Source organism: Nitrobacter vulgaris, assembly GCF_002028545.1.
GTDB classification, from domain to species: domain Bacteria; phylum Pseudomonadota; class Alphaproteobacteria; order Rhizobiales; family Xanthobacteraceae; genus Nitrobacter; species Nitrobacter vulgaris.
Window position 1 is genome coordinate 1 of the sequence record NZ_MWPQ01000033.1, and the last position, 12082, is coordinate 12082.

The window sequence follows — 12082 nt, forward strand, 5'->3', positions numbered from 1 at the left end:
CGCCGCATCGCCACCAGATATGATCGTCTCGCAATCAATTTCCTCGCAGCCGTCTGCATCGCTGCGCTGGTCAGTTACTGGTTATGAGTCCGGACCCTAGTGTGCTCAGCTTCTGCCTCGGCCCGGCGCGCCAGAGCGGCACATCGCAACTCGAGCGTGGCGCTAATGGCGGACGCGTCCAGCCATAGCTGCGCTTCCAATGCGAAATGGTGGGTTCACAGACGCCGGTCCTCTCCCGGATTTCGGCGTAGCTCAGAGTCGTCTGCTCGAACAGGTGACGGACCGTCTTGACTGTCAAATCGTCCCATGCCCGCCGCGCGCCGGGTGGCCTGTGACTCCGCGGGATCGGCTTCGGTCCATTGGGCGGTCCCTCGGCCGGTTCGTCTGGCTTCACGCGAAGGCGGGTGAGGGCGGGCGGCGTGCGGGGCAGGATCATGATGCGGAATATAATCCTATATCGCCGCGCGAGCAAGAGGATGAGGGGTAGCGTTCCGCCGCGTGGAACTACGGCTCCATCGCGGGTGCCTGCATAAGCGGCATTCGTTGCGCAAATTCCGATCAATCGCTCGCCGTCCGCACCGATTTCTCACATTAAACGCTGTCCGGACCCGTCTACTCGTTCGTGGCACGGGCATTGCAATGGATTGTCCCAGGCCCTTTCAGTCAGACGGGAGATGATGATGAAACGATCCGACCTCACGGAAAAGATTCTCGATATCAAGCGCGAGAAGGAATGGAGCTGGTCATACATCGCAGGCGAGATCGGCGGTTATTCCGAGATCTTGATCGTCAGCTCGCTGCTCGGCCACATGAGGCTGTCCAAGCCGCAGGCGGCGATCGCCGGAAAGCTGTTCGGCCTTTCCAAGGCGGAAATCGCGATGCTCGGCGAGGTGCCTGTGCGCGGCGCTGGTGTGACGATGCCGCCGACTGATCCCTTGATCTACCGTCTGTACGAACTGGTGATGATCAACGGTCCGGCGCTGAAAGTGCTGATCGAGGAACAGTTTGGCGACGGCATCATGTCGGCGATCGACTTCGACCTGGAGCTCTCGCGCGTTGCCAGTCCGAAGGGCGATCGCGTCAAGATCGGCATGTGCGGCAAATTCCTGCCGTTCAAGTATGCCGCCCCTGCCGGGAATGCCACCGGGGGTAATGTGGAGCACCAGCTCGAGAAGGCGTGAGAGAACGGCTCCGCTCGACCGGCGTGGTCATCACGAAGAAAAGCAGGGGCGACGCGTCGGGAATCGCCCCTGTGTGATCCGCGCCCGGCGCAAAACCGGCGCGGGCGAGTTGTGTTGACTCAAAAATGAGGGAGGCGGGAGAAGTTTACGTCCCCGCCTTCACCTGAGCTACGGCGTCCGCCAATAGCATATCCATTTGCGCGCGGACCTGCTGTTCTGTGAGTGCGACGCCCTTGGCGGTCAAGTCGCGCATCACTTTCTGAAGCACGTCGTCGTCACCCGGCTGTTCGAAGTCGGCGGTGACGACCTCCTTGGCATACGCGCTGGCGGCGTCGCCGGTGATTCCGAGCTTCTCCGCGACCCACAGGCCCAACAATTTGTTTCGGCGGGCAAAGGCCTTGAATTTGTGTTCCTCGTCGAGCGCGAACTTCTTCTCAAAACCCTCTTGACGCTTTTCGAATGAGTTCATGGCCTGGGTCCGGTTTCCGTTGTTGCCAAAACTGCCGGCCGGCCGCGTTGCCGCGACCGGTTGGAGTTCCTAAGTTACATACTAGATAGGAAAGGGCCTATCCGGGAACAACAGGCGCAAGGTCGCAGGCAGCGGGTAAAACTTCGCCTCTGACGGCCTGCATTGATTGTGCGGGGTGACTCAATCGGCTACGTTGCGGACAAGCTGGGGTTCTTGTTCTGTTTCCTGTTCTTGTTCAGGAGTCCTGGCTTTCGCGGCAGCTCCGCCACGGTCACATCAAGCGCTCGGAGCACACCAGATTCATGGATTTCAACAACACACGGTACATCCCAATGAGCCGTCGGCGTCGCATTTACGAAGGCAAGGCCAAGGTGCTTTACGAAGGACCGGAGCCGGGTACCCTGATTCAACACTTCAAGGACGACGCGACTGCGTTCAATGCCAAGAAGCATCAGGTGATCGAGGGCAAGGGCGTCCTCAACAACCGGATTTCGGAGTACCTGTTCCAGCACCTCAACGACATCGGGGTGCCGACGCATTTCATCCGCCGTCTCAACATGCGCGAACAATTGATCCGCGAGGTCGAGATCGTGCCGCTGGAAGTCGTGATCCGCAACGTTGCGGCGGGTTCGCTGTCGCAGCGGCTCGGCATCGAGGAAGGCACCCAGCTGCCGCGCTCCATCATCGAGTTCTATTACAAGAACGACCAGCTCAACGACCCCATGGTGTCGGAGGAGCACGTCACGGCGTTCGGCTGGGCGACGCCGCAGGAGATCGACGACATCATGGCGCTGGCGATCCGCGTCAACGATTTCCTCACCGGGCTGTTTCTCGGCATCGGCATCCGGCTGGTCGATTTCAAGATGGAATGCGGCCGGTTGTTCGAAAATGAGATGATGCGAATCGTCGTCGCCGATGAAATATCCCCCGACTCGTGCCGGCTATGGGACATCAAGTCGAACGAGAAGCTCGACAAGGACCGCTTCCGTCGCGACCTTGGCGGGCTCCTGGAGGCCTACACCGAAGTTGCGAAACGGCTCGGCATTCTGATGGAGAACGACCGGCCGGTCGGTGCCGGTCCGGTGCTGGTGAAGGGATAGTTTTCGCTGCCTCCTGAAGACGGACAAAGATAGAAGCTGGATATGAAGGCACGCGTCACCGTCACGTTGAAAACCGGCGTTCTCGATCCGCAGGGCAAGGCCATCGAGGGCGCGCTGAAATCGCTGGGCATCGAGGGGATCGCCAGCGTGCGTCAGGGCAAGGTGTTTGACATCGAACTCGCCGGCGACAAGACGAAGGCGGAAGCCGCGCTCAAGGCTGCCGCCGACAAGCTGCTGGCGAACACCGTCATCGAGAACTATCGCGTCGAGGTTCTGGGCTAGGCGACGCACGACATGAAATCCGCCGTCCTCGTCTTTCCCGGCATCAATCGCGAGCGCGACATGGCGCGCGCGTTGCGGCTCGTATCCGGGCGCGAGCCCGCGATGGTGTGGCACGCGGAAACCTCTCTTCCCGAGGGCACCGATCTCGTCGTGGCGCCGGGCGGTTTTTCCTACGGCGACTATCTTCGCTGCGGCGCCATCGCTGCGCGCTCGCCGGTCATGAACGCAGTGCGCGCCTTCGCGTCAGATGGCGGTCTTGTGCTCGGGGTTTGCAACGGTTTTCAGATTCTATGCGAGTCCGAGCTTTTGCCGGGAATCCTGATGCGCAACGCGCGGCTGAAGTTCATCTGCCATGACGTGCATGTTCGAGTCGAACGCTCGGACACGCCGTTCACGCGCGGCTACAATGCGGGGCAGGTGATCCGCGTCCCCGTCGCCCATGGCGAGGGCAACTACGCCGCCGACGAGGACACCATTCGCCGCCTCGAGGGTGAGGGTCGCGTTCTCTATCGTTATTGCTCGCCGTCAGGCGAGGTCGGCGATACGCATAATATCAACGGCGCAGCGCAGTCGATCGCCGGCATCATCAACGAGCGCGGCAACGTTCTCGGCATGATGCCGCATCCGGAAAATCACGTCGAAGACATTATGGGCTGCACCGACGGGCGCGGCCTGTTCGCCGGACTCGTCGCGCATCTGGGGCGGGCGGCGTAGCATCGTGGATGCAGTCCGCTGACATGCCGCCCCTTGTGTCTCTCCTGAGAGAGCCATGTGTTTGATGATTGCGGTGCCGTCAGCTAGGCATATTCAGAATGGATCGTACAGACATCGGCTTGAGCGCTGATCCGCTCTCCCGGTGGCTATGTGAGTGTCTGGGGCTTCTGCCGACGAACAACGTCCGTCTGCTCTGGAGAGGACGATGAAGTCATGATCAAGGCGCGTGATTTCGATGTTCTTTCGCCTGAATTTCACGCGAATCCTTTTCCGACGCTTGACCGAATGCGAGCCGAAGGTCCGATTGTTCGTATTAGGTTGCCGATCATCGGCTACACATATCTGGCCGTCACGCACGATGCCTGCGCCGCGCTGTTGAAGGATCATGTGAACTTCGCGCGCGATCCCGCCAATGCGGGGAGCAGAACACAACTGCGAATACTGAGGTTCCTTCCAAAGACGATCGGCCTTCTCGCACAAAACATGCTCGGTCAGGACGATCCTGAACACCGCCGCCTGCGCAGCCTCGTCGACCAAGCGTTCGCGCGGCGCACGATAGAGGCGATGAGGCCGATGATTTCCGAGATCGCTGATCGCATTCTCGACAGATTGAAGGGGAGGACAGAGGTCGACCTCATGTCCGAGTTTTGCCGGGACCTGCCGCTCTCGGTCATTTGCGCGATGCTCGGCCTTCCGGATCAAGATCACGATCGATTCAAGAGCTGGCTGGGCGGGTTAAAGAACACCGCCAGTATTGGCGCGGTCATCCGCGCCATTCCCGGCGTGATCAGAGTTGTCCGCTACCTGCGCCGTAGTTCGAGATCGGGAGGTGGCGCGCTGTCCGGCGGACTGATCGCAGAGCTTCGCGATGCCGAAATCGCTGGCCAGACCCTCAGCGAGGACGAACTGGTATCAATGATTTTTCTGCTGTTCGGCGCCGGACAGGAAACCACGACCCATTTGATTTCAGGCGGGCTCTTCGCCTTGTTGTCCCACGAGGATCAACTCAATCAGATCCGCCGTGATGCGGGCCTGATGCCGACTTGCGTAGAAGAGTGCCTGCGCTACGTATCGCCGGTCCAGATGACAAAACCGCGCTTCGTGACTCGCGAACTCGCTTGGCAGGGCCGGCAATTCCGTCGCGGCGACATGATTGCCGGATTCGTCGCGGCCGCGAATTGCGACCCTGCCAGATTCGAGCACCCTCATCGTTTCGACATCACGCGGCACCCGAACCCACACCTTTCATTCGGCACGGGCGTACATTTTTGCCTTGGCTTCCAACTTGCTCGGGCGGAGGCGGCCATCGCGTTCGAACGCATTCTCGCGCGCTTTCCAGACATGCATCTGGCTGCGCAGGCGAGGAGTATCGAGTGGCACAAGCGCCTCGGCATACGGGGGCTGACGCAACTGCCGGTACGGCTCGTAGCGTAATAATGCAGGTTAGCAAGACGGCATTCCGGCCTCGGCTCCACGCAACCCATGGAAAGCGTGGAATCGGCCGGTAAAAGACCTTTTCCCGCGCACCCGATCTCCTTATTAAGGAGGTAAATCGCGTCAGGACCCATGATCAACAACGAACCCCAGATCACTCCCGAGCTTGTCGCTTCGCACGGCCTCAAGCCGGATGAATACGAGCGCATTTTGAAACTGATCGGCCGAACGCCGACCTTCACCGAGCTCGGCATCTTTTCGGCGATGTGGAACGAGCACTGCTCGTACAAATCCTCGCGCATCCATCTGCGCGGACTGCCGACGAAAGCGCCGTGGGTGATCCAGGGGCCGGGCGAGAACGCCGGCGTCATCGACATCGGCGACGGGCAGGCGGTGGTGTTCAAGATGGAGAGCCACAACCATCCGAGCTACATCGAGCCTTATCAAGGTGCGACCACCGGCGTCGGCGGTATCTTGCGCGACGTCTTCACCATGGGCGCGCGACCCATTGCCTGCCTCAACGCGCTGAGCTTCGGCGATCCGTCGCATCCCAAGACGCGGCATCTGGTATCGGGCGTCGTTGCCGGTGTTGGCGGCTATGGCAACTCGTTCGGGGTACCGACGGTCGGCGGACAGGTGCGCTTCCACACCCGCTATGACGGCAACATCCTCGTCAACGCCATGGCGGTCGGGCTCGCCGATGTCGACAAGATCTTCTATGCGGCGGCGTCGGGCGTGAACATGCCGATTGTTTATCTCGGTTCCAAGACCGGCCGCGACGGCATCCACGGCGCCACCATGGCGTCGGCCGAATTCGACGACGACAGCGAGGAGAAGCGTCCGACCGTTCAGGTCGGCGATCCCTTCGCCGAAAAGCTGCTGCTGGAAGCCTGTCTCGAAATCATGGATGCCGGGTGCGTCATCGCGATCCAGGACATGGGAGCGGCGGGGCTGACGTGTTCGGCCGTGGAAATGGGAGCCAAGGGCGATCTCGGCGTCGATCTCGATCTCGATAGCGTGCCGACGCGCGAGCAGGGCATGAGCGCCTACGAGATGATGCTCTCGGAATCGCAAGAGCGCATGCTCATGGTTCTGAAGCCCGAGAAGGAAAAGCAGGCGGAGGCAATCTTCAGAAAGTGGGGACTCGACTTCGCTATCGTCGGCTCCACCACGCCAAGCAAGCGCTTCGTCGTCAAGCACGGCGGCGATGTGATGGCCGACCTGCCGATCAAGGAGCTTGAGTCGGAAGCGCCGCTGTACAACCGGCCGCATGTGCCGTCGCCGCAGTTGCCCGTCATTCAGGCGCGCGACGTTGCACCGCCTTTGCCCGTCGTCGATGCGCTGGAAAAACTGATTGCCTCGCCGGAGCTGTGTTCGAAGCGCTGGGTGTGGGAGCAGTACGATCATGTCATCGGTGGTAACACCGTGCAGCGGCCCGGTGGCGATGCGGCGGTGGTGCGCGTCGAGGAAGGACCGAAGGGGCTTGCGCTTACTGTCGATGTGACCCCGCGCTATTGCGAGGCCGATCCATTCGAAGGCGGCAAGCAGGCGGTCGCGGAAGCCTGGCGCAACATCACAGCGGTCGGCGGTCGGCCGCTGGCGATCACCGACAACCTCAACTTTGGCAATCCGGAACGGCCTGAGAATATGGGCCAGTTCGTCGGCTGCCTGAAGGGCATCGCCGATGCCTGCCGTATGCTCGACTTTCCCGTCGTGTCCGGCAACGTCTCGCTCTACAACGAGACAAACGGCCGTGGCATTCTACCGACGCCCTCGATAGGCGGCGTCGGTTTGCTTGATGACTTCACGAAGTCAGCCTCGCTTGCCTTCAAGGCGGAGGGACATCCGATCCTGCTGATCGGTGATACACAAGGCTGGCTCGGTCAGTCGGTTTACTTGCGCGATATCTGTGGACGCGAGGAGGGAGCGCCGCCGCCGGTCGACCTCGCCGCGGAAAAGCGCAATGGCGATGTTGTGCGCGGCATGATTCACGCGGGAACGGCAACGGCCGTTCATGACGTTTCCGATGGCGGACTTCTCGTCGCGCTGGCGGAAATGGCGATGGCGAGTGGCATCGGCGCTGCACTCGACGCGGCGGCGGCCGCGATCGTGCCGCACGCCTGGTGGTTCGGCGAAGATCAGGCGCGCTATATCGTGACCGTTCACGAGCAGGACCTCTTGAGCGTTTTCACCAAGCTCAAGGCGGTGGAGGTGCCTTGCATTCAGATCGGGCTGACCGGCGGTCACGAGATCGCGATTGCCGGCGAGCGCGCCGTCCACATCAAGTCCTTGCAGCACGGCTTTGAAAGCTGGCTGCCGGACTACATGGCGACGAAAAGCTGACGTTCGGCTAGAGGACACGCCTGTGCCGGAAATTTAGTGCAGCGCGGCCCTCGTCACCCAACTCAGTGCGAATGTGCCGACGCCACTCAGTGCGAATGTGCCAACGCACTCAGTGCGAATGTGCCAACGGCTGCTGAAGCGGGCGTACGGCAGTTCTATGCTGAGGACACAATGCAGCGTACGATCGCAACGATGGTGGGTCTCTAACCATAGCTTCCGGTTGGCGCACGAGCCATCATCCCGATGACTTCACCATCGTTGTCGAACATCTCAAGCCAGGGGCATCGCGCCGCTCAGTACCCATAATTCGGGCAAACCCAGCTGCCGTAGGCGTTGTAGCCGCAGCCGCTGCGGTAGTAGGCTCCCGTCGCAGCTGCGCCGACCGCCGCCGCGCCCACTGCCGCGGCACCGACACCGTAGCCGCGATAGCCGTATCCACGATAGCCGTAGTGCCCGCCGCGCACAGCAACCGCGCCGCCCCGGTATCCCCGACCTGCAACCGCGCCGCCGCGATGCACGGCACCGCCGCGGTGCATGCCGCCGCCGTGGAAACCTCCGGCGTGCATACCGCCGCCACGACGGGCGAATGCGTCATTGGGGAAGGTCGTAACCAGCAGCATGGCTACGGCTGCCGAAGCGATGAGAAATTGACGCAACATTTGCGTACTCCTTCTTCGAGAGAGGAAAGCCGCGGACGCCTGCGCATCGCGCCGAACCGCGGGTTCTCTCCGAAGCCTCGCGCGCGAGAGCTTCGCGCCCTTGACCTACATCAAACCTCGCGGTTCCCATCTGCGTGAACGAGCTATTCCATCTCCTCCGACGCCGCACGCTTCCGGCTCTTGACTTGATCCAATCGCTGGCGGACGGCCCGATGCGGCCTGGGTTCGGCGTCATCATGACCGGGTGATCGGGGCCGGGTATCTTCCGGCCACTTTCTTGCGGTTGGCAAATATAGGACTGATCGTTGTGACGGGGATCGGGCGACCGCGTTAAGTTGAGCAGACGTCACGGCGATTCCGGTGCATGATCCGGGCTAGTGTCCCGATTCCGAAGTTCGCATGTCTCCGCGGCAACCTTTGATGCGAATTTCGGAATCAAAGGGACACTAGTAACTCTATGATTCTAGTGTGTTTTGGTTCAGAAATTCGCTTGACTGAACCCTCAGGAAAATAAAGCGAACGTTTGAACCACCCCACGAGCCGGATTTAGGAGGCACTTTGATGCCGATGGAAGCGCGGGAAATCGAATCGATGATCAAAAAGGCGATTCCGGACGCCCAGGTGACGATCCAGGACCTTGCCGGTGACGGCAACCATTACTCGGCGACCGTGATATCGGAGTCGTTCCGCGGCAAGTCTCGCGTGCAGCAGCATCAGATCGTCTATCAATCGCTAAAGGGCCAGATGGGTGGCGTGCTGCACGCATTGGCTTTGCAGACCGGCGTGCCGGAGTAGTCCCGCCTCAGCTAATCAGCGCGTGAACCGAAAACATTCGCTCCGGGTCGGTCCACGCCGCTATCGGCGTCCAACCAGAGCCCTTCGCCAAGGCGTTGAAACGGTCGGTGCTATACTTGTAGCTGCTTTCGGTGTGGATACTTTCGCCGGTGCGAAAGAAGAAGCTGCGGCCATGCAAGCGGGCTGTCTGCGGCTTTTTGCTCACGAGATACATCTCGATCCGGTGTCGATCCCGATTGTAAATCGCGCGATGGGCGAAGGCGGACAGGTCGAAATTGCCGCCGAGTTCGCGATTGACGCGCGCCAGGATGTTCAGGTTGAAGCGCGCGGTAACGCCGGCGGCATCGTTATAGGCATCGTACAGCGTCCGTTCGTTCTTCTCGAGATCGACGCCGATCAGCATGTACGCGCCCTCACCCAGGATATTGCGAGCCCCCCGCAGGAAGCGGCAGGCTTCGTGAGGCTCGAAGTTGCCAAGGGTCGAGCCGGGGAAGAATCCGACTTTCGGCATGGCCGCGACTTGATCGGGTAGAATGAATGGCGCGGTAAAATCGGCCGTCACCGGATAGATTTTCAGATGTGGAAAGTCTTTTCGCAAGCCGCGAGCCTGTGCGTTGAGAAAGTCACCCGAAATGTCCACCGGCACATAGGCGGCAAATTCACACGCGGCCAGCAGCAGCCGCGCTTTGGTGGGAGCGCCGGCCCCGAACTCCACCAGCGCCGCATGTGTGGGAATGATCGAAGCAATTTCGGCGGACCGATCACGCAGAATACCGAGCTCTGTGCGTGTAGGATAATATTCGGGAAGCCGCGTGATCTGTTCGAATAGTTCGGAGCCTACTGCATCGTAAAAATACTTTGGCGGGAGTTGTTTCGGATGGTGAGACAATCCTGTGATCGCATCACTCGCGAATTCCCGCGTGCTTTCGTTGGATCCAGGCGCCCCGGCCAAAGCGGCAGCATGCAGATTCATGGCATTCTCCCTGCGCAATGCAACGCATTTGAGTTGGCAGCGATCAAGCGCCGTAGTCCGCCAGGCGCAGACCGGTGAATTGCCAACGGTGGTGCGGATAAAAGAAGTTCCGGTAGCTGACGCGGCTGTGCCGCTCCGGCGTCGCCAGCGATGAGCCGCGGAGAACGAGCTGGTTGACCATGAACTTGCCGTTGTATTCTCCGAGCACGTCTTGGCTGGCGCGATATCCGGGATAGGGCGAGTATGCGCTTCGCGTCCATTGCCAGACCATGCCGAACGCATCGTCGAGCTGTTCAGCTCGGGCCGCGACTTCCCATTCCATCTCGGTTGGCAAATGCTTGCCGCTCCAGCGCGCGAAGGCATCGGCCTCGTAATAACTGACGTGGCAGACCGGCGCATTGGCATCGATCGGCCGCAAGCCGCCAAGCGTCATGACCTGCCAACCATCGGCCGTCTTCCGCCAGTAGCCCGGGGCTTCCCAAGCCTCGCCGGTCGCCGCAGCGAAGCCGTCCATCAACCACAAGCTGGCGGTGCGATAGCCGCCGTCGTCCATGAAAGCGAGCCAATCGGCATTGGTGACGAGACCGCGCGCGAGCTTTACCGGGCCGACCAAAACGCGGTGCGCGGGCTTCTCGTTGTCGAAATGAAAGTTATCGCCCTGATGTCCGATGGTGTGGATGCCCTCAATCAGTCTTGTCCATCCGCTGCCGGCGTGTGGAGCAGGGGATGTCCATAACGTGTCGTAAGCCGGCGCCATCGGATTCTGGGCAAATGCGTGCAGGATATCCGTCAGCATCAGCTCCTGATGCTGCTGTTCGTGGTTAAGGCCGGCTTCGATCAGCGGAATCAGTCCGGCCAGCATTTTGTCGCTGGTATCGTGAAAGAATTTGACGACCGCGGCGTCGACGTGCCGGCGATAGGCGGTGATTTCTTCCGCGCCGGGACGCGTCAGATGGCCGCGCTGGGCGCGGGCATGACGCGGACCCACGCCGACGTAATACGAATTGAATAGGAAGGCGTAATCCGGATGAAATGGAATGTAGCCGGGACTGTGCTCCCCGAGCAGGAACTGTTCCCAGAACCAGGTCGTATGGGCACGGTGCCATTTCGTCGGACTGGCGTCCGGCATTGATTGCACCATCTGGTCTTCCGGCGTCAGCGGTTCTGCACGCCGCTCCGTTTCGCTCCGGACGGCGAGAAATGCATCCGTCAGGCGGCCGGCCAATGTCCGTGAACCGGAAAATAGCGACGGGTTCGGGGCGGCCATTGCGGCTGCGGCAGACGCAGGGTTCGTCACGGAAATCTCCGGTTTGGGAAAGAACGTTGCTCCGGACATTGGGTTCCGTGGAACAATCCGTTCGCAGGTCTTATTGAGGGTATTGCCGGGAACGATATCCGAGGCTCCGACCGGGCCTAAAAGCGCGGTCTTGACGGTCTGTTTCAGGGCATCATTCACAACCCAGAACGCCCTGCGCGATAGGTTGATGCTCCCGGCAATTTATTTGTTACACAACAGTTTCGGACTATATATAGCAGCGAGCTGCGACGGGCTGTTCGCGGTGCCGGTAACTTGCGGCTAAAGGATGTGATGGATGAGCATTAAGGACACTATTGAAAGCGAACTGAAGTCGAGCGACGTTGTGCTGTTCATGAAGGGCACGCCGCAATTCCCCCAGTGTGGTTTTTCGGGGCAGGTGGTTCAGATTCTCGACCACATTGGCGTGGGCTATAAGGGCCTGAACGTGCTCGAAAATCCCGAACTGCGCGACGGCATCAAGACCTACTCGAACTGGCCGACGATCCCGCAGCTGTACGTCAAAGGCGAATTCGTCGGCGGCTGCGATATTGTCCGTGAGATGTTCCAAGCTGGCGAGTTGCAGAAACTGCTCGGCGACAAAGGCATCACGCTGAACACACCGGCGTCGGCCTGACGGCGGCCTCACGCGCCGTCGGTTCAGCACGACTGGATCTCATCGTCGCGGACATCACCACGCTGGGCGTTGATGCATCCGTCAACGCAGCTCAAAGAATCTCCGGTCGCGGCGGTATTGACGGCGCGACTCGTAGGGTCGCGTGACCGCAAACGGTTGGCATCGCGACTGCCGCGCACGCAGGCGCCAGGAATCCTCAGA

At 60.6% G+C, this 12082-nt stretch carries 13 protein-coding genes and 1 pseudogene; 9 read left to right on the forward strand and 5 right to left on the reverse strand.

Translation table 11 applies throughout. From position 1 onward, the window contains the following. Positions 1 to 87: pseudogene (locus tag B2M20_RS19020) on the forward strand (IS5/IS1182 family transposase); the annotation flags it as partial. Here B2M20_RS19020 and B2M20_RS19025 read toward each other — a convergent pair. Then, entirely contained in the window at positions 71 to 436 is a 366-nt protein-coding gene (locus tag B2M20_RS19025) for a hypothetical protein (RefSeq protein WP_139372859.1), read from the reverse strand. The pseudogene B2M20_RS19020 and the gene B2M20_RS19025 overlap by 17 nt on opposite strands. Before the next feature lie 244 nt (positions 437 to 680). Between B2M20_RS19025 and cynS the strand changes: the two genes are divergently transcribed. Beyond that, the gene (gene cynS / locus B2M20_RS07450) at positions 681 to 1181 is read left to right on the forward strand and encodes a cyanase (protein WP_079446474.1); all 501 of its coding nucleotides are present in this window, start codon (positions 681 to 683) and stop codon (positions 1179 to 1181) included. Positions 1182 to 1326: 145 nt separating this feature from the next. On the opposite strand, the gene B2M20_RS07455 is transcribed toward cynS, so the two are convergent. Next, a complete protein-coding gene (locus B2M20_RS07455; RefSeq protein ID WP_079446441.1) occupies positions 1327 to 1650 on the reverse strand; it encodes a DUF1476 domain-containing protein in 324 nt (107 codons plus the stop codon). Between the two features lie 332 nt (positions 1651 to 1982). Here B2M20_RS07455 and purC point away from each other — a divergent pair, with 332 nt between their 5' ends. From purC to purL, 5 genes are all read left to right on the forward strand, one after another. Continuing rightward, complete coding sequence (gene purC, locus B2M20_RS07460; RefSeq protein WP_173815946.1) at positions 1983 to 2750, forward strand: phosphoribosylaminoimidazolesuccinocarboxamide synthase; 768 nt, start codon at positions 1983 to 1985, stop codon at positions 2748 to 2750. Positions 2751 to 2792: 42 nt separating this feature from the next. Beyond that, positions 2793 to 3032, forward strand: coding sequence for a phosphoribosylformylglycinamidine synthase subunit PurS (purS, locus tag B2M20_RS07465; protein ID WP_079446443.1), 240 nt, complete (start codon positions 2793 to 2795; stop codon positions 3030 to 3032). Between the two features lie 12 nt (positions 3033 to 3044). Then, positions 3045 to 3746 (forward strand): phosphoribosylformylglycinamidine synthase subunit PurQ, encoded by a 702-nt coding sequence (gene purQ, locus B2M20_RS07470; protein ID WP_079446444.1) that lies wholly within the window; start codon positions 3045 to 3047, stop codon positions 3744 to 3746. A gap of 213 nt (positions 3747 to 3959) precedes the next feature. Next, on the forward strand, positions 3960 to 5180 hold the full coding sequence (locus B2M20_RS07475) for a cytochrome P450 family protein (RefSeq protein WP_079446445.1): 1221 nt from the start codon (positions 3960 to 3962) through the stop codon (positions 5178 to 5180). Between the two features lie 132 nt (positions 5181 to 5312). Continuing rightward, on the forward strand, positions 5313 to 7523 hold the full coding sequence (purL, locus tag B2M20_RS07480; protein ID WP_079446446.1) for a phosphoribosylformylglycinamidine synthase subunit PurL: 2211 nt from the start codon (positions 5313 to 5315) through the stop codon (positions 7521 to 7523). Positions 7524 to 7816: 293 nt separating this feature from the next. Here the strand turns inward: purL and B2M20_RS07485 are convergent, their stop codons facing one another. Further along, positions 7817 to 8182 (reverse strand): hypothetical protein, encoded by a 366-nt coding sequence (locus B2M20_RS07485; RefSeq protein ID WP_079446447.1) that lies wholly within the window; start codon positions 8180 to 8182, stop codon positions 7817 to 7819. Positions 8183 to 8743: 561 nt separating this feature from the next. On the opposite strand from B2M20_RS07485, the gene B2M20_RS07490 reads away from it, so the two are divergent. Then, complete coding sequence (locus tag B2M20_RS07490) at positions 8744 to 8977, forward strand: BolA family protein (RefSeq protein ID WP_079446448.1); 234 nt, start codon at positions 8744 to 8746, stop codon at positions 8975 to 8977. 7 nt (positions 8978 to 8984) lie between these two features. Here B2M20_RS07490 and egtD read toward each other — a convergent pair whose 3' ends face one another. Then, positions 8985 to 9950, reverse strand: a complete 966-nt coding sequence (gene egtD / locus B2M20_RS07495; RefSeq protein ID WP_079446449.1) for an L-histidine N(alpha)-methyltransferase — start codon at positions 9948 to 9950, stop codon at positions 8985 to 8987. 43 nt (positions 9951 to 9993) lie between these two features. Continuing rightward, positions 9994 to 11247, reverse strand: coding sequence for an ergothioneine biosynthesis protein EgtB (egtB, locus tag B2M20_RS07500; RefSeq protein WP_420799274.1), 1254 nt, complete (start codon positions 11245 to 11247; stop codon positions 9994 to 9996). Positions 11248 to 11542: 295 nt separating this feature from the next. Between egtB and grxD the strand changes: the two genes are divergently transcribed. Beyond that, complete coding sequence (grxD, locus tag B2M20_RS07505) at positions 11543 to 11881, forward strand: Grx4 family monothiol glutaredoxin (RefSeq protein ID WP_079446450.1); 339 nt, start codon at positions 11543 to 11545, stop codon at positions 11879 to 11881. Positions 11882 to 12082: the final 201 nt, after the last annotated feature.

Bases quoted from the DNA above. Each gene is read 5' to 3' on its own strand.
- grxD (WP_079446450.1), top strand. From the start codon at position 11,543: ATGAGCATTAAGGACACTATTGAAAGCGAACTGAAGTCGAGCGACGTT.
- B2M20_RS07490 (WP_079446448.1), top strand. From the start codon at position 8,744: ATGCCGATGGAAGCGCGGGAAATCGAATCGATGATCAAAAAGGCGATT.
- B2M20_RS07455 (WP_079446441.1), bottom strand. From the start codon at position 1,650: ATGAACTCATTCGAAAAGCGTCAAGAGGGTTTTGAGAAGAAGTTCGCG.
- purS (WP_079446443.1), top strand. From the start codon at position 2,793: ATGAAGGCACGCGTCACCGTCACGTTGAAAACCGGCGTTCTCGATCCG.
- B2M20_RS19025 (WP_139372859.1), bottom strand. From the start codon at position 436: ATGATCCTGCCCCGCACGCCGCCCGCCCTCACCCGCCTTCGCGTGAAG.
- purC (WP_173815946.1), top strand. From the start codon at position 1,983: ATGAGCCGTCGGCGTCGCATTTACGAAGGCAAGGCCAAGGTGCTTTAC.
- cynS (WP_079446474.1), top strand. From the start codon at position 681: ATGAAACGATCCGACCTCACGGAAAAGATTCTCGATATCAAGCGCGAG.
- B2M20_RS07475 (WP_079446445.1), top strand. From the start codon at position 3,960: ATGATCAAGGCGCGTGATTTCGATGTTCTTTCGCCTGAATTTCACGCG.
- B2M20_RS07485 (WP_079446447.1), bottom strand. From the start codon at position 8,182: ATGTTGCGTCAATTTCTCATCGCTTCGGCAGCCGTAGCCATGCTGCTG.
- egtD (WP_079446449.1), bottom strand. From the start codon at position 9,950: ATGAATCTGCATGCTGCCGCTTTGGCCGGGGCGCCTGGATCCAACGAA.
- purQ (WP_079446444.1), top strand. From the start codon at position 3,045: ATGAAATCCGCCGTCCTCGTCTTTCCCGGCATCAATCGCGAGCGCGAC.
- purL (WP_079446446.1), top strand. From the start codon at position 5,313: ATGATCAACAACGAACCCCAGATCACTCCCGAGCTTGTCGCTTCGCAC.